The following is a 17,379-nucleotide window of genomic DNA, read 5'->3' on the forward strand; positions in this document are numbered from 1 at the left end:
AGTCATCACCTCCTCTCACTACATTTATTAGTCCGTTCCTTTTTCAGATAACGGCCTTAGCTCAATTTTAATGGAATAGATCGTTCCTTTAGAGGTGAACAACGCAGTCACGTCTGGAGAACCCGCTTTTGTGAACGTTAATGTATCAAACCGTGATTCAAGTTTGGACACGCTATAATCAGTCAAGTCCAAATTCATCCATGCTTTAGCTTGCTTCACTGTTTCCTCATGAATCTTATCCAGCTCAATTGCTTTTGTTTTCTCAACTAGATCATGATATTTATTTTTATCGTCCAATTTATAAAGGTGATCCGACAACGGAAAAGCTAATACCTCTGTGATCTGATTGGTATCTTTTTGTACATCAATGAGGACAGAACCCTTCTTTGTTTCATACACGAACTCATACACCGGGTTTTGATTGGGTCTTAAGATCATTTGACTTACTGACCGTTTACTTTGTTTAAAATCTCCAACTTTATGAAAAGCTTGGTCCGCTGCATCTTTTGCAGCATCTGGAACCTGCTCCTCTCCAATCGTTTGCTCCGCATAATACCATTTACCTTGGTTAAATTCGATGGATCTGTTTTCGTTTCGCGCCTTTATGTGAAATGTGTTCGTATCATATTCGTACATAATCACATCATTAATTTCTTCTCCCTGGGGAAAAATCTCATTCCAGACCCTTTGCAGCTGGCTTTTAAACTCTTGGTCCTCAATGTCATCAAAGCGAATCATCCCTGTATGAAAATGCTTATTCCCATCCAAACCTGTCGCATAAAGTGTATCCACCTTCTCATTTGGATTCATTTTCATTTCTTTGACAAAAGGATTCAAATATTCAAGCAAGGATAGCCGCTCTATGGTTTGAGCCATGACAGGAGTTAGAGACACACAAAAAGCAACCAATGCCGCTGCGATGACTCCCGCCCTTCTTGTGAAGACTGGCTTTTGGAGTGGCACGCTTTTAGATTCAAGTTTTTCTACAATCTGTTGACTAATGCTATGCTCTGGCGTCTCCGTATCCCGAATCATTTGCTCCACCTGTTGAATACTTAGATTTTTAGATGGATTTGGTGATTGACGCATTCGCTCTACCTCCTTCATTAACTTCCTTCGTCTGTAGTTTTTTACGAAGGCGTTCATACTTTTTGCGCACAGTTGCTGGTTTCATATTCAACATTTCACTAATCTCGTCAAAGTGATATTGATGAATCGCCCGGAGAACCAATATATGTCTCTCTTCGATCGTCAATAAATTTAGAAAATCCTTCAGTGTAGTTTGACTGTCGATTTGCTGAGTCGAGGTCTCAGGCTGATCATATTTATAACGATCTATAAAACGAAACCACCTTTTTTTGCTCCGGATTTGATTCAGACTGTAATTGTAAGCAATTTTGTACAGCCATGCCGAGAAACTCATATTTGGACGATACTTATGTATCTGTTCATACACTCTAATAAAGATTTCTTGCCTAGCATCCTCGGCTTCTTCCTTGCTTTTGAGCATATGGTAACAATAGATATACATTGGTTTTTCAAAGTTTCTTATAATTGAAGCGAAGGCTTCCTTATCACCATGCTTAGTCCTTTCAATCAGCATCTCAATTTCTTCGGAGTCTGATTGATACTCTCTGTGCTGTCTATCCAAAAGTCTTCCCCCCCTCCTGGCTTCACTCTTAATACACCAATGCAGCTCATTTTGTGACAGCAACATCAAAAATAATGCTTGGTAACATCATCCACCTTGAAATAACGAAAAAGAAAAAAACACCGCCTATAAAGGAAATAGCACTCTTCTAGATTATAGAAGGGTGCTTATATTCCATACAGATGTGTTTTCCAATGGACACTCCAATGTTAAGGCTGACTTCCGTTTGTACTAAGCGCCAACAAGCGTTTTAGATTGTCATCAATAAATGTATTATCGGCACTGTTGATGCCGCGACCGGCAAAATGGCCCCACATTGACTCTATAGGCTTAAAAATAGCGTTCGGTATACGCTCAGCCTCGTATTCGCTATCGTCCGCCGGGCAGAAGAGATCCGTGCTCCCTGGCATGACGCAGGCAAGCGCCTTAATGCTTCCCAGCGCCTTATCGAAATCTCCGCTGTAGGTGGGATTTGCACTAATATCTGCATTTTGGCCCGTCCATAACATAGCTAAAACATTGTGCGGATCCATCCGCACAAAGCTGTTTTCCCAGACGCCGACCATAAAATCCGCCAAGGAGTCAAATCCCAGCTCACGATAAAGTTCCTCTCTGTAAAACGCCTGCGATACGCCCCATCCCGCATAGACACGGCCAACGGCACGCATATCTTCAGAAGTCAACTGGTTGAGTTTGCTTGAATCGAAGCGGACGGCGGCTATAAGCGAAGCTTTCATGCCTTCCAGGACCACATATGTTTGAGGCCAAGTCTTGGCAACGCCGGCGAAAGGCGCAATGCGTTCCACCATGTCGGGATAACTTGCCCCCCATTGGAATGCTTGAATGCCTCCCATGGACCATCCAACGACGAGAGCGATCTTTTGGATGCCGAATTTTTCAGTCAGCAGCCGATGCTGGAATTGAACGTTGTCGTAGATGGTTACCTGCGGAAAATTCGCCCGGTCGAATGGCGGAGGCGTGTTGCTGGGAGACGAAGATAAGCCGTTGCCCAGCAGATTTGGAACGATGATGAAATATTTTTGCGGATCCAGTGCCATGCCGCTGCCAATCAACCATTCATTCTGAACATGCTGATCGCCAAAAGCCGTCGGATAGACGATGACATTATCTTTTTTTTCATTTAATCTTCCATAAGTTTTATAAGCCAGAAAAGCGCCCGGTAACGTCACTCCCGACTGCAAAGTTACGTCGCCCAAATCGAAAATCTCATAATCCATCGTATAGCCTCTCCCTTCAAAATGAACCCTACCCCATGCCTAAAAATGTATTCCTTGTTGTTAGTATAGAACTGTGCTACCTTCAATAAAAGTGAATTAATTTCAACTTAGCATTCAATAATATTGAAAGTTAAAGGGGAATCATAGGATGGAATTGCGCCAACTTATTACGTTCCGTACGGTTGCGTCAACTTTAAATTTCAGTCGGGCTGCGGAAGCGTTGAATTACGTTCCCTCCAACGTCACGATGCAAATCAAAGCGTTGGAGGATGAGCTTGGCGTTCGCCTCTTTGACCGCTTGGGGAAGCAGCTTGTTCTCACCCATGCGGGCAAGCGCTTTTTAACTCAGATCCAAAGTGTTCTGGATAAATTGGACGAAGCTCGCAGCGTCGTTCACGACAATGAAGTGCTGAACGGCACCCTAACGATCAGTGCTAACGAGGTGATTTGCGCCTATCGGCTTCCGGCTGTCTTTCAACGATTTCGTGCGCAGCATCCGGGCGTTCGTTTGATCTTCCGCTCCGTTCCCAATCAGGAACTCAAGCAGGCACTCTTTGAGGGAACGGCCGATATCGTCTTTATGCTGGACGAGCCCGTTCGCTCGAACGGACTTGCCGTGGAGCCTCTACTGGAAGAGACTTTCCGCCTTTTCGCCGCTCCAGACCACCCGCTCGCTAAACGAACGGTGCTGCAGCTGGATGATTTTCACGGAGAAGTGTTCCTGACGAATGAAAAGGGCTGCCCCTATCGAACCATGTTTGACCGGTCATTTGAGAAAGAAGGCATGGATAGTATTACGTATTTAGAGTTTCAAAGTGCGGAAGCCATTAAACAATGCGCCATTTCGGGAATCGGCATTGCCTTTCTTCCCGAAATCGTAGTGGAAGCCGAAGTTGAACGGGGCGAACTTGTTGCTCTTCCCTGGCAAATTCCAGACCTTCACGTGTATACACAAATGTCATGGCACAAAGACAAGTGGCTTTCACCCATCATGTTGTCTTTTATAGAAGCGGCAAGGGGGGTTCTCCTGCTGGGGATTTGAGCTTTGAATCGTAACCATTAGGGAACAAGAGGAGAAATTCAATATAAATAAAAAGCTAGTAGTTATAACCCCGTCTTGGATGTAACGGGGCTGAACGACACTTATTTGGAATAGAGCTTCTAACCAAGCTGGGAACGCGGCCAAGATTGGCCGGCTCGAATCCCAAGCCCGTAAGGATTGATGGCTCAAGATTTCGTACTTGTGATGGAAATGCCTATCTTGCGTTCCGCGATGGAACTAGGGAAAGGGGTACCCTTCCAGTCGCAGCACTATCATCTTAAGTGCACAACACATCTGCATTAGGCGTTGAATTGGCAGCAAGTAAATAGTGACCTGTAGGAATCTCAAACATAACAGGTTATGTAAAATATTCCTTTAGAGAAATTTACATATTATGTATTTTGTAGCATTATGCCTATAAGAAATATTTTCCATTTGCATCAAAATTATCGGGATGTGATTAGCCTTTTCTTAAGGTGTCTATTGAAGCTGGCCAGCCTTCAATCCACATATACTCCTATGAATATTACATCGGACAAAAATATATTTTAGAGGGAGAATATCATGAAAAAAATCTTATCTTTAATATTAACTTGTTCGTTCTTCGTATATTCTGGATTAAATGTTTCTTACGCATCTTCTGAAAGTAATGCAGTCGATACAAAGCAGTCGTATGATCAGCAAATGGTTAAGCTAGAAAACTCCATTAAAATTGAATCTAAGGTACCATTACAGAAGATCACTATTGATCCTAATAATAGTAAAGAAGTGGAAATGACTATTAATAATTATAAGTTGTTACCAAAGACTGCTAATGATATTCGTGAATATTCTGAAAAAGTTCAAAATGGTGACATTACCTCGTATGGAATTAGTCTATATCTACCAGCAGGGAGTCAAGGGAATTTGTCAACTAACTCCACTACTAGAACTTACGTAGGCTACAATCATAAAACATATTATGAAGATATAGTAGTATACAATAGTATAAGCCCAGAAACAGAGATCAATAAAACAAAAAAAGAAAAATGGGCCGATTATGCAAAAAAAACTATTAGCGCGACAGTTAAATACTATATTGATAAAACACTAGATTCTGTTACTTTAGGTAATTGGAGTATGGCAAAAATTTTTTTAGAGGGTATCCCCTCTCAAGTTAGTGGACAAACGGAAATTACACATACGGCCAAATTCATCCAAAGTGTAGCTAAAAAAAATACCTATATAGTTTTGGATGGACAATATTATTTTGGATACGCCAGTGAGAGCGGCTCTTATTACTGGCAGAATTTCCGCAACATTCCGGGATACGGTATGATATTTGATGAAAGCACCCCTGTGGTATCAAAAAAGTTGCCAAATTATGATAAGGGTGACGAAAAGGCATATTTTAATTATGTTAATGGGGGGCTTACTGAACGTTTTAGCAATTACTCGTATGGAGGTGTAATATTCAACGCGATTTAGTATGAAAAGGAAAATATTACTGCTAAGTGTCCTCGTTTGTGTATTGCTGTTGATTTATGTTCTATATAGCGGGTATATGTATACAAATAGTTACTACAAGCATGAACATATTAAGGGAGTAGTTGTAGGACTTTCTGATAACAAACCCGGTATAGGGTCAACCCTTCAACAAATTAGAAGCATTGATGAACAAGAAATTGCTGAAGTGGTAGGGCTCTTAAAAGACAGGACAGTCATTAAATTATTTCCTGACATAGGGCCTGTAAGAGGGCATTCGAGTCAATATTTTGATTTACGAATTGAGCTTATTTCAGATACTAATTTAACCTTAGAGTATAGGGTCTCCTCAACCGGGCATGTTGAAGTTAAAAAAGGGGTTGATAACAACCCCTCAAATACTTTGATTTTCGGTGGCAGCAGTAAGGAATGGTTTAATGAAATAAACGCTTTGTTTGAGGAAAAAAAACAAAATCCTCTATGGTCTAAACAGGAGTAACCGGTTATTCACCGTTTTACTCCTGTTTCTTTCAGCGCGCCCGGTAAGGGCGTACAGAATCATTAATAAAGAAATATCAGTGACTGGGGACAGAAAGATCAATCGAATTGAATTTAGCTCCCGCTATCGCTGTGAAATAAGCGAGAATCAAGCAGCAGGCGATCTCATTTTTTGCAGGTTATCGCGATGAAATCCCTTCACAATCAACCAGACTGCCAAGGTCATCTCATAAACGCCTACAGGCAGTGCGACCAGTCCTTTTACTGCCGAGTAAGGTCCAATAATTCCGAACATTTGCAATAAACCAGCCACAAAAACCATAACCGCTGTAAGCATTCCGAAAATCGCTATCGGTTTAGGCACATAGCCTGTTCGATAGAGCAAATAACTATATATACTTGTATTGATGCCTAACATGAGATTGGGACCCAACATAGCCGTCCAGCGATAAATATCCTGCAGCAATAACCCTATAGGCTCAAGATTGGCTGCATTTGCTAAGCTGGCCGTACTATAATACGTACTAAGCCGTAACAAGCCTAATATACTTAGGATTCCGATTGCAATAAATACAGCCTCCATAAACCGAAAACATAAATATCCCAATGCAAGGGGTTCATTCCAGAGCCGAACGTAAGGAAATAGCATGATTGAAGTACCAACAGCCGTAACCACAAGCAGGAGATCATTCAATACACCGATTAAGACCTTCGTTTCCGACCCATTTGCCACGGCCATCTGCCATTGCTCCGACAAGACAGGCCCGTACAAAACCACCGCTATGATTGACGACAATGCAGCTATGATATAAAAAATCCCCAGTATTCTGGCATTCCTTTTGTCTCGCATTTTTCCTCCTGAGAAATCATTTTTTGCTGATGCTCGTATGGTATACTTGGTACAAAACAGCCTGCAAACACTTGATAGAAGGAGTTATTATGAACCATAACGAAGTCATCGAACGTGCTTTGATCCATATCGAGGACCATTTACAACATTCCTTAACCGTGGAATCCGTAGCCAATGCCTTCAACATGTCTAAATATTATTTTCATCGGCTGTTCTCTGCTATGATGGGCTGTACGTTAAGTCAATACATCCTATCCAGAAGATTGAATGCATCCTTAACCTTGATTCTTGATAAAAACAATTCTCTGACCGACATTGCCTATCGGCTTAACTTCGGTACGCAAGCCTCTTTCACTCGCGCTTTCAAACGACAATACGGTACAGCCCCAAGTTCTGTAAAAGCAGGAATCACAACGATCTCTCCAATCCCCATACCTACAGTAGTGAATAGACCCATTAAAAACATTAACGGCGATATCGTCGCGGATTTCACCTTGACTGAATTCGAGAAGACCCGAATCAGCGGAATCGCTTTTGAAGTCGATCTAGCCAATGATGATTATAAGAAGAAGATTCGCGCACATTCAGAAATGCTGCTAAGTCAAATTGATGAAACCATAAATGGTCCCTGCTACGTCATTTATTCAAACTGTCAACCTGATTCAACCCGGTTTAAGGTTCTATTCGGGATCCCGAGCAGTATTGAAATCGATGAGCCTTATTATTTTACGGTCGATGTGCCGCAAATTTTTTGTGCAAGGTTCAACTATTGTGGTGATCTACTTGACATTGGGGATGTACTGAAAAGTGACTATGCTCGTTTTTTAAAGATCTCCAGGCAGGAAACGGCAGAAACCGATATTGAACTCATTCAAGTTTTTGAGGACGTCCACAATTCTGATTCGGCCTATCATATATATGCACCTATCAAAAAACTCCCTGCTGACTCTCATCTTTAGTGCCCTGGCTCTAATATCATCTTCTCTACTCCTTTCTTTTCTTGCAAATAAGATAACATGCCGGGTTTTCGATCTACTTTCCACATCTTGCTGTAATTTAGGGACGAAAAAATGCACCTCTCTCGAGATGCATAATCTAACTGTTCAACGTTCCATGATCAAAGCCACCCTGCGCCTGCTGAAAAGTCGGATCATTAGAGCCAGTGCCTTGAGTCCATTTGGTTAATTACGATACGTATTCTTCCATATAAGTAATTAGAGGTGAGCTGCTTGAAAACAAATCGTTTCTCATCCGCATTGGGTGAGTTCATAAAATCGCGCAGAGAACGCTTGCAGCCTTCAGAGGCAGGGATCCAGCCGCTGCCCGGACGAAGACGCACTCCGGGACTTCGAAGAGAAGAAGTCTCTTACCTTGCCAATATAAGCGTGACTTACTATGCCTGGCTGGAGCAAGGCAAGGAGGTGAATCCTTCGCCGGAAGTGCTGCTAAGTATCAGCAAAGCGCTTCAGCTTGACGAAGACGAGCAGAAGCATCTATTCGATCTGGCCAATGTAGATGTGGCGAGCGTCGTCACAGCGCCAAATAACGGTGGGCCGGATGCGGGAGTTCTGCAGAAAATCGTAGATCAACTTTATTATCCTTCATTTATCACGGACGAAGGTACGGATGTTATCGCCTGGAATCGAGCGGCAGAACTGATCGTAGCCGATTTCGGCAGTCTGCCGGACAACGAACGGAATATGATGGACATTATGTTTTTAAAGCCGGATTACCGCAACAGACTGGTGAACTGGGAAGCCGCTGCCCGTTACTCTGTAGCCGTTATGCGGGCAGGCTTCGATCTTTACAAGAACAACCCGTTATATATGGAACGGTTTGAACGCTTGACGCGGGAAAGCGTGGAGTTCGTACATTTCTGGGAGTTATATGAAATCAAACAAAAACGCGTAGCGACCGCCTTATTCCGCGTTCCTGACGCACAGGAGATGGAGTTCGAGCTCCATTCCGCGGCTGTAATCGATAATGACCCGGGAATGCACTGGTGTTTCTTTGTTCCGGTGCCCGGTTCAGGTACGGAGGAGAGATTATTACGTTTACTTGAGCAGGACAGGCAGCTCCCGTAGACTGTTACTCCCGTTAATAGTATAGATGTGCTGTGGCTAGCTCCTTCCAGTTGCTTGTATGATTCAGTGGATGACAACGAATGGAGGGTGTTTAGCATGCAAACTTGGTTCATTACAGGAGCGTCAGGAGGCTTGGCTTCACGTATAACTCGCCGGTTGCTGGTTAGAGGGGACCGTGTAGCCGCAACGGTACGCAAGCCGGGGGTGCTGGATGATCTGCAGGCACAGTATGGCTCCCAGCTATGGCTGGCTAATTTAGATCTCACAAACCCTCAGCAAATTGCTGAAGTCGTGGAACGGGCATTTTCAGAACTGGGCACGATCGATGTGTTTGTCAATAATGCAGCCTATGGCTTGTATGGCGCAGTCGAAGAAGCAAGCGACAGACAAATTGAGCATCAGTTTATGACCAATGTGCTTGGCTCCCTGCGTGCAGCGCGTGCAGTCCTGCCCTTTTTCCGCAAGCAGGGCGGCGGTCACATGGTACAGATTTCAAGTATGGCGGGTCATTATTCTATTCCGGGCATGGGACTGTATTGCTCTTCGAAATGGGCGGTCGAAGGAGCCTTTGAAGCGCTAGCTAAGGAAGTGGCTCCGTTCAATATTAAGACCACTATGGTGGAGCCCGGCGGGATCCGAACGAACTTCCTTACAAGTAACGCCGTATTCGGCGAGCGGATGGACGAATACCGGGATACGGAGGCGGGCCGATTCGTTAGCCTGATGAAGGGAGAACTGCCTCGTATAGATATGAGCATGTTCAATCAAATGGTTGTCGGCGATCCGGATAAAATGGCGCAGCAGATTATCCGTCGTGTCGACCAGGGAGAGGGTCCGATACGTATGGCGTTGGGCAGTGACGCCTATGAGCAAATCCGGGCAGCCCTGCTGGACAGACTGGGCGCTCTGGAAGCACAGAAAGAGCTGGCTTACTCCACTGATTCAGATGATGTGGTAAAACCATTTTAAAGTATACCAAAGCATTCGACACCCACGGCAATTTTGATATGCTCCTCTGAAGTAGCGGGTTTATTTATTAATCCTGTCTACTTAAAGGGGAGCTTGTTTAGGGATTTTCGTTATTTGTGATACGGTTCAGCTTAACGGGTCTACGGCGAATTTTAAAAGTACCCAATTAATTAAATGACCATTTAAGCAACTCAAAAACCGGGATTCGCCAAATAAGGCGTCCCGGTTTTTGACGTTCTATGTTGGGTTAATCATCTCAGATAGCAGAGAATATCTTTCTCTCCCTGATCCATTATTGAAATCCATCTTTCAGCCAAGCGCTGGCTAATGCAGTCGCACCGCGGGCGGCCAACGTATCCGCCAAAGCATTCAACATGACGAAATCATGAATGATTCCTTGATAACGCACCGTTGTGACCTCCACACCAGCCTCCCGAAGCTTATTTCCATAGGCCTCGCCTTCATCTCGAAGAACGTCGGCTTCCGCCGTAATGATGAGAGCTGGAGGAAGATCGCGAAGCTGGTCGATGGAAGCCCTCAGAGGAGAAGTATAGATTTCATTTAACTCTTCCGCTTTGTTGATGTACTGTTTCCAGAACCAAGCCATCCCGTCACGGCGAAGGAAGTATCCTTCGGCGAATTCATGATACGAGTCCGTATCCATTCCCCCATCCGTAACCGGATAGAACAGCAGCTGTCGTTTAATCGCAGGTCCCTTTCTTTCCTTAGCCATCAACGTGATTGCCGCAGTCATGTTGCCGCCAACGCTATCGCCACCGATGGAGATATGATCCGAATCCAGGCCATGAGCCTTGCCGGAGGAAGCGATCCATTGCAGCGTAGCATAGATCTCTTCAAGAGCTGTCGGGTATTTGACTTCAGGAGACAAGCTGTAATTAGGAAATACGATAGCGGATCCGCTTCTGACCGCTAGCTCACGAATCAACCGGTCGTGGGTATGGGCATTACCGAACACCCATCCTGCACCATGGATGTACAAAACCGTTTTAAGCAGTTGGCCAGCCGTGTTCTTCGGACGCAGGATCCGAACGGACACTTGACCGCTTGGTCCGCCTGGGATGCTGAGATCCTCAATGTCTACATCTTTTTTCTTGGTATCTCCCGATTGAACTTCGTCTACCGCAGCTCTCCCCTGCTCAGGTTCAAGATGGAATAAGTAGGGCGGATTCGCAGTAGCCTCAACAAATTGTTGTGCGGCGGACTCAAGAATAATCTTTTTGGTCATTTTCAACATTCTCCTCATATCATATTAGTTTTGTAAAATTTAATTTTGCACAATCATTATGGGTAAAAAAATTATAACTTTCGCAGCTCCCAGAGAATATCCTCCGGTTCCATTCTCCTGGTGAAGTCAGGATTCACGTATGCGGAACGGATAACGGAGTATTCGTCAATCATGAACGTTCCCGTCACCGGAAGCAGCCAATGATCTGTCCCATTGTACTCTTGAAGATCAATATTATGGCTTAAGTACATGCCCCTCAGATAGTCAGGCACTTCATACAACAGGTTATATTTGGCGGCAACGATTCCCTTAGGGTCGCTGAGAACCTTAAAGGACATTTCTGCCTTCTCTTGATCAGACAGTGTATAATCCGGCAATTGTGGACTGACTGCGATAAGCTGCGCGCCTAGCGCCTGAATGTCGGGGAGAATCTCCTGGTATGCTCTTAACTGCCGATTGCAGTAAGGGCACCATCCTCCTCTGTAAAAGGTAAGGACAACAGGACCTTTTGCCAATTCGTCGGCTAAATTTACTTGGTTCCCTAGTGAATCTGACAGTACAAAGTCCTTGGCTTTCGTCCCGACTGGTAGCCCTGTGGCGTTGCCTCCCTCCTGAAGTTGCTGGATGAAACGTTGGTGTATCGCCTGCACTTCAAAAGGGCTTGCTGCCGTAATCTTCTCTAACGCTGAAGTTAGGGTTGTTGTTGACATGGTCACACCTCGAATGGATTATTTTCCGCTAGTCTGAATGACTTTCTCTGCTAACTCTTTGATAGTTTTGTTTAATTCCGAGACATCTTCGGTTGACATTCCGCTGGCTGAGAGGAGTGCGGATGGAATACAATCGGATTCCCCCTTAAGGGCCAACCCTTTCTCCGTGAGCAGGACCAAGATGACCCTCTCATCTTCCGTCGATCGTACTCTCCTAATCAGTTCGTTCGCCTCCATCCGTTTCAGCAGCGGCGTCAAGGTGCCTGAATCGAGGTCTAATTGTTCTCCCAGTTCTTTCACCGTCCGCCCGTCACTTTCCCAGAGGGATAGCAACACGAGATACTGAGGATAGGTAATTCCCATCTCCTCTAATAGCGGTCGATACAACCGAGAAATAGCTCGGGAGCAAGCATATAAGGAAAAGCAAAGGTGTTCGTTAAGTTGCAGCATGTGAGGTCAACCCCTTCTTCTGGTAGGTGATCGCTTACTCCGCTAGCTCCCGCAGGGCAGCTAGGGCGGCATCATAATTCGGATGATCCGTTATCCCGCAGGACCCGTGCCGATAATAACTGTTTGATGATGTGACATGTATTTCACCTCATTTTCAGTTGCCTACAAATTACTTGTGCACAATGTTTATAAACCAATAATATCCACTCTTAATTCAATTGTCAACAATTTAATTTTGGGCAATTGAAATTCAGTAAATTTCGCCGATCAAGTTTTCACGATAGACGTTAGGGATGCCCACTCAATAGTCTCCTAATAAAAACGCGTATTAATTCCTTATTGACCTTCCTCAGAATATCAACCTGATCCATGTCCAGTCGACCGATGCGGCCACAAGCTTGTCAATTGAGCACCGGGGTTATCCAGAATCATCATAAGGGGGGGCTTCGGGTTGCCTTCACCCTGAGCACATAGGTTGGAGTTGTTGGAAGGATGAGCGGCTCAGGTCCAAGCCCAAAAGAATCCGTCGCGGTCCCAAGCAATTTTGCCGCCGTGGAGTTTGCGGAAAGCCTTCTTCACCTCTTTAGACAGCGATGTATTTCCATTCTCATTCACGAATACAAACTGTTCGCCAAATTGAGTCTTCACATATTCAATCGCATCGGCCTGGTATAGCGTTCCCCTAGACCTGATTTCCTTGACCATCCAGTCCGCTACTTCCTGGGCAGTTACTTCCATAAGATTATGCTCCTTTCTAATCGCTTATTGCTCATTAATACAACCTATATGATTTTTCATCCGCTTTAGAGGAATCATCAAATAATCGCGCAGACATCGGCTTCAGCCTGATAATTACCGTCAACGATTCTGATTCTGTGCTCCCCACTCGCACAGCTGCTCCTACCTGGCTTTTCCGGAACAGTGGGTAGAGGTTCGGGCTGTGGCGCATGTAAGCTAAGAAAAAGAGAGGAGCTTTGCTTGAAGCGGAGCTCCTCTCTCCAAATATTCGACTGTGCTTCCCTAAACCGTCTAAGCCTGTGGCGCATGCTAGAGCGCAGACAGCTGCTTGATCAATCCTTCCAGCTCATCGATCAATCCTTTTGCAAGTTCGAAATCTGTATCTTTCAAGGCCGATTCAATTTGCATTTCGACCGACTTTTTCTTTTGCTCAATTTCTAAGTAATCTTTATTGAAATGACTGGCGTAGATCATCTGTCTGAATTTGCGCATACTCATTTTTCTAATCGTCTTGTCGTCAATGATTAGTACATAATCCATACCGTTAACGACCGAATAGAAATCATGGGAAATCATGAGGATAGCGCCTTTATATTCTTCGATGGCTTTCTCCAGTGCGATCTGCGTATAGATGTCCAAATGGCTTGTCGGTTCGTCAAGAAGCAGCAGGCCGGCTTGACTTGCAGCAGCTTTAGCCAATTGAAGTATGTTTTTTTCGCCCCCGGATAGCGATTCGATCTTTTGATCCAGGGTTTCGCCTTCAAAACTGTAGTTTAAAAGATACGCTCTGATCTCATCATACGTTTTAAACCCGGCATCGATGAACTCATGGAGTATCGTATTTGAATCTTTTAGCGTTTCGCCTTGAAGCTGCGATAAATAAGCCACTTTGATATCGTCCTTGATTTCGATGGAATCCTGATTGTTTTTGAAGATATCCCGGAGCAAAGTCGTTTTCCCGGTGCCGTTCGGACCGATGATAGCGACTTTATCCGTGGATTTGATCTCGAAGTTCACATCTTTCAAAAGCAGCTCGTCAAAGGAAACACTATAGTTATCGACTTTTACGACAACAGTGTCTTCTATTTCATGCTCGATCCCGAAGCGGATATTCGGCTGCTTGATATCAACGAACGGCGCTTTGATTCTGCGCGCTTCTAATCTTTCCTGGAACTTCACTCTGGCTTTTAACGCTCGGCCCCTGGAAGCGTCCGCAACATTCGTCGCGATCTCTCTAAGATTGTCGATGATTTGATCGTATCTCTCGATCTCTTCCGCTTCAGCGACTGCGATTTCTTGCAGCTCAATTTTAGTCTGAAGCAAGGAGAAATTGTACTCGATATATTTTCCGTCAAACTCCTGGATTTCCATGTTTTCGAGATGAATGATTTTGTTAAAACAGTGATTCAAAAGATAGCGGTTATGCGTAACGACCAGCAGCATTCCTTTGTGGGAATTGATCAATTTTTTAAGCGCATTGAGGTTTTCAAAGTCTAAAAATACATCCGGTTCGTCCATAATCATCAGATCCGGACTACTGAGCATTTCCTTCATCACTTGAATAAGCTTGAATTCCCCGCCGCTTAAGGAAGATATGTCAGCGTCTTTTAGCTTCATGAGGTTGGCTAGATTCAGCTGTTTATTGATGGTACTTTCGAAATCATCTCCGCCCATGGCATCAAGTGCGTCCAAAGCCGATTGAACCTTTTCCAAGAGCGAATCCATATCCGACGTGGTTGCCATTTCCGCATACATCGCTGTAATTTCATGCTGAAGCTTGATAAATTCTTCCCCGATATATTCAAAAACGGTCATTTCTACCGTTGGGTCTACCTGCGAGAACTGACTCACATATCCGATTCTGCAATCGGAGGCGATCTCCAGCTTACCCTCGAACAAATGTCTTTCCGGGTCCATCAGGATCTCGACCAGCGTACTTTTCCCGCTGCCGCTTGTGCCGATAAAGGCGCAGTGTTGGCCCTCTTCAAGCGTAAACGAAATGTCTTTGTAGAGTTCTTTTTGCGGAAACGAGAAGGATAAGTGTTCAACTTTGATCATGGTGTTACCTTTCTTGGTATCTGAAATGGGGTTTATGGTTGGAAGCAAACGTAAGTTTGAGGTTTTCGATTCTCAGAGTAACACTGATTGGGAGCTAGTACAATTTATTTGTATAGCTAACGGCCAGTTTTAGGGCCACCTTCTATGGGATGGCACTATGAATGGACATTCGAGGATAGGCTTTTAAAGAAACGCCTTTATCGCGCGCAGATATCGGCTTTCGTTCAACTTATATAGTATAATAACTTAATACAACAATAATTTTATAACTAGCCTGCCTTCAGCTTGTAAGGAATTCTTACAACTTTTTTAACGCGGAAAGAAGGAGAGTTGTTATGGAATATCATGTATCTATACATGGGAATGATCAACACAAAGGAACAGCGGATCAACCCCTTCGCACCATATCACGCGCTGCGGCTCATGCTATGGCTGGTGATACGGTTATTGTTCATGCCGGAGTATATAGGGAATGGGTTAACCCGGCTAATGGAGGAACAACGAAGCATAGAATCATATATCGATCCGCAGGAGACGGAGAAGTCGTCATTACAGGGGCTGAACGGATTACCAACTGGAAACCAGAAGGAAACCATGTTTGGAGCACAGAAGTGCTCAATTCCATATTTTCCGTTCGCAATCCCTTTGAAGTGGAGCTAAGTGGAGACTGGTTGTTTGACGGGCCCTTCCCGATCCATCTCGGTGATGTTTATTTGGATTGCAAATCATTGTATGAAGTCGATAGTGTTGAAAGCGTTCGCAATCCCGAGGTTTGGCCCGAAGCCAAATATCCTAAGGATTCACTGTTAAAATGGTATGCCGAAGTTGGTTCTACGACAACAAAAATCTGGGCTAACTTTGGTGGAAAAGATCCCCGTAAGGAGAATGTAGAAATTAATGTCCGTCCTTATTGTTTCTGGCCTGAGAAACCAGGATTGAACTACATAACCGTTAGTGGCTTCACACTTCGTCAAGCATCTCCGGGGTGGGCGCCGCCTACGGACTACCAGGAAGGTTTGATCGGACCTCACTGGAGCAAGGGCTGGATTATTGAAAACAATATCATTAGTGAATCAAAATGCGTTGGGATTAGCCTGGGTACCGAAATCGGTACAGGTCACAGCAAATCTTTAGATAAGCACAGTAAAGGCGGAACTCAACGTGAGCAGGAGGTTATCCTACGAGCATTACGCTCCAGCTGGCATAAGGATCGGGTCGGCAGTCACATCGTTCGAGGGAATGTGATCCATGATTGTGAACAGGCAGGTATTGTGGGTCATATGGGAGGAGCCTTCAGCCGCATTTATCAGAATCGTATATACAATATTCACCACAAACGGCTCAGACACGGGGCCGAAGTCGCGGGAATTAAACTGCATGCTTCCCTGGATACTCAAATTAGTGAAAATATAATCTATAGCTGTTACCGTGCGCTTTGGCTTGACTGGCAGGCACAGGGCACCCGCATCAGCCGCAATGTATTTTTTGACAACCTTTCTGAAGACCTCTTCGTTGAGGTTTGCCATGGTCCGTATATGGTCGATCATAATCTGTTCCTCTCTCCTATGAACTTCAGAAATATGGCACAAGGCGGTGCATTTGCTCATAATTTGTTTGCAGGCCGATTTGTCGTTCGTTCCGAGATTACCCGTATTACGCCATATCACTTCCCTCATGAGACAGCAATGGCCGGGTACTCCAATATCACTGGAGGCGACGACAGATACTACAACAATATCTTTTTGGGGGATAATGATGCGAATAAGGAACCTGTTCCAATAACCTTTTTTGAGCATCTTCCACTTAAACCAAGGGATGCAGTTGGAGATGATGGGAAGACGGTCATGGATGGCGTTCCGGACAATTCCATTTGCTATCTGCATGCTGTGGGGCTGGGGGGCTACGATAAACATCCTAGTGTAAAAGATAAGAGATGGTGGGAATATACCAAAGAGGAGCTTGCTGAGCTTGGCGATGTCGCAAAGGATTTCTTTATAGGAAATGCAGTTCTTCCGGTGGCTATGGGTGGAAATGTATATCTTAACCATGCGGCTCCAAGTCGTCATGAATCCAATGCGAAGACATATGCGCAGAAGGGCATAAAAGTTGAGATTAATCCTGCGCAAGGCAGGGTGCACATTCAGGTCAATGAGCCTCAATTGCTTCAAGGAGCCTCTGCAATGGTGGTTACCACTGACCTGCTTGGAAAGACTTATCACGCCGATATGAAGTATGAGGAGCCAGACAGCACTCCATATCGTTTTGACTCCGACTTTTTCGGGATAGAGAGACCCGATACAGATGTCACACCTGGTCCGTTTGAATTAACCGAAAAAGGTACCATGGATTTTGAAATTTAGTTTATGGTTGAGGATCCAGTC

At 44.6% G+C, this 17,379-nt stretch carries 16 protein-coding genes; 7 read left to right on the forward strand and 9 right to left on the reverse strand.

What is annotated here, in order from left to right:
* Positions 1–27 precede the first annotated feature (27 nt).
* The 3 genes from LBW89_RS09640 to LBW89_RS09650 all read right to left on the reverse strand — a co-directional run bounded on the left by LBW89_RS09640 (position 28) and on the right by LBW89_RS09650 (position 2,889).
* Positions 28–1,089: a hypothetical protein gene (locus LBW89_RS09640; RefSeq protein WP_148453985.1), complete on the reverse strand. Its 1,062-nt coding sequence runs from the start codon at positions 1,087–1,089 to the stop codon at positions 28–30.
* Positions 1,064–1,651, reverse strand: a complete 588-nt coding sequence (locus LBW89_RS09645; RefSeq protein WP_148453988.1) for an RNA polymerase sigma factor — start codon at positions 1,649–1,651, stop codon at positions 1,064–1,066. Before LBW89_RS09645 ends, LBW89_RS09640 begins: the two co-directional genes overlap by 26 nt.
* 209 nt (positions 1,652–1,860) lie before the next feature.
* Positions 1,861–2,889 (reverse strand): alpha/beta fold hydrolase, encoded by a 1,029-nt coding sequence (locus LBW89_RS09650; RefSeq protein ID WP_148453990.1) that lies wholly within the window; start codon positions 2,887–2,889, stop codon positions 1,861–1,863.
* 148 nt (positions 2,890–3,037) lie between these two features.
* Between LBW89_RS09650 and LBW89_RS09655 the strand changes: the two genes are divergently transcribed.
* The 3 genes from LBW89_RS09655 to LBW89_RS09665 all read left to right on the forward strand — a co-directional run bounded on the left by LBW89_RS09655 (position 3,038) and on the right by LBW89_RS09665 (position 5,894).
* Positions 3,038–3,931: a LysR family transcriptional regulator gene (locus LBW89_RS09655; RefSeq protein WP_148453992.1), complete on the forward strand. Its 894-nt coding sequence runs from the start codon at positions 3,038–3,040 to the stop codon at positions 3,929–3,931.
* Between the two features lie 564 nt (positions 3,932–4,495).
* Positions 4,496–5,398 (forward strand): hypothetical protein, encoded by a 903-nt coding sequence (locus LBW89_RS09660; RefSeq protein WP_148453994.1) that lies wholly within the window; start codon positions 4,496–4,498, stop codon positions 5,396–5,398.
* Positions 5,399–5,474: 76 nt separating this feature from the next.
* Entirely contained in the window at positions 5,475–5,894 is a 420-nt protein-coding gene (locus LBW89_RS09665) for a hypothetical protein (protein WP_148453996.1), read from the forward strand.
* 147 nt (positions 5,895–6,041) lie between these two features.
* Here LBW89_RS09665 and LBW89_RS09670 read toward each other — a convergent pair whose 3' ends face one another.
* Positions 6,042–6,743: a DUF4386 domain-containing protein gene (locus LBW89_RS09670; protein ID WP_148453998.1), complete on the reverse strand. Its 702-nt coding sequence runs from the start codon at positions 6,741–6,743 to the stop codon at positions 6,042–6,044.
* 89 nt (positions 6,744–6,832) lie between these two features.
* On the opposite strand from LBW89_RS09670, the gene LBW89_RS09675 reads away from it, so the two are divergent.
* The 3 genes from LBW89_RS09675 to LBW89_RS09685 all read left to right on the forward strand — a co-directional run bounded on the left by LBW89_RS09675 (position 6,833) and on the right by LBW89_RS09685 (position 9,796).
* On the forward strand, positions 6,833–7,702 hold the full coding sequence (locus LBW89_RS09675) for a helix-turn-helix transcriptional regulator (RefSeq protein ID WP_148454001.1): 870 nt from the start codon (positions 6,833–6,835) through the stop codon (positions 7,700–7,702).
* Positions 7,703–7,963: 261 nt separating this feature from the next.
* Complete coding sequence (locus tag LBW89_RS09680; RefSeq protein ID WP_225039063.1) at positions 7,964–8,827, forward strand: helix-turn-helix transcriptional regulator; 864 nt, start codon at positions 7,964–7,966, stop codon at positions 8,825–8,827.
* A 96-nt stretch (positions 8,828–8,923) separates the two neighbouring features.
* Positions 8,924–9,796, forward strand: a complete 873-nt coding sequence (locus LBW89_RS09685; protein WP_148454005.1) for an SDR family oxidoreductase — start codon at positions 8,924–8,926, stop codon at positions 9,794–9,796.
* A 292-nt stretch (positions 9,797–10,088) separates the two neighbouring features.
* Here LBW89_RS09685 and LBW89_RS09690 read toward each other — a convergent pair whose 3' ends face one another.
* The 5 genes from LBW89_RS09690 to LBW89_RS09710 all read right to left on the reverse strand — a co-directional run bounded on the left by LBW89_RS09690 (position 10,089) and on the right by LBW89_RS09710 (position 14,998).
* The gene (locus tag LBW89_RS09690) at positions 10,089–11,042 is read right to left on the reverse strand and encodes an alpha/beta hydrolase (RefSeq protein WP_148454007.1); all 954 of its coding nucleotides are present in this window, start codon (positions 11,040–11,042) and stop codon (positions 10,089–10,091) included.
* Positions 11,043–11,113: 71 nt separating this feature from the next.
* Entirely contained in the window at positions 11,114–11,752 is a 639-nt protein-coding gene (locus LBW89_RS09695) for a peroxiredoxin-like family protein (RefSeq protein ID WP_148454009.1), read from the reverse strand.
* An 18-nt stretch (positions 11,753–11,770) separates the two neighbouring features.
* A complete protein-coding gene (locus LBW89_RS09700) occupies positions 11,771–12,202 on the reverse strand; it encodes a MarR family winged helix-turn-helix transcriptional regulator (RefSeq protein ID WP_148454012.1) in 432 nt (143 codons plus the stop codon).
* Between the two features lie 501 nt (positions 12,203–12,703).
* Positions 12,704–12,940: a DUF6953 family protein gene (locus LBW89_RS09705; RefSeq protein WP_148454014.1), complete on the reverse strand. Its 237-nt coding sequence runs from the start codon at positions 12,938–12,940 to the stop codon at positions 12,704–12,706.
* 309 nt (positions 12,941–13,249) lie between these two features.
* Positions 13,250–14,998, reverse strand: coding sequence for an ABC-F family ATP-binding cassette domain-containing protein (locus LBW89_RS09710; protein WP_148454016.1), 1,749 nt, complete (start codon positions 14,996–14,998; stop codon positions 13,250–13,252).
* Positions 14,999–15,333: 335 nt separating this feature from the next.
* Between LBW89_RS09710 and LBW89_RS09715 the strand changes: the two genes are divergently transcribed.
* Complete coding sequence (locus LBW89_RS09715; protein ID WP_148454018.1) at positions 15,334–17,358, forward strand: right-handed parallel beta-helix repeat-containing protein; 2,025 nt, start codon at positions 15,334–15,336, stop codon at positions 17,356–17,358.
* Positions 17,359–17,379 lie beyond the last annotated feature (21 nt).

The sequence above is a fragment of the Paenibacillus sp. alder61 genome, from assembly GCF_020179875.1.
In the GTDB taxonomy this organism is placed as follows: Bacteria; Bacillota; Bacilli; order Paenibacillales; family Paenibacillaceae; genus Fontibacillus; species Fontibacillus faecis.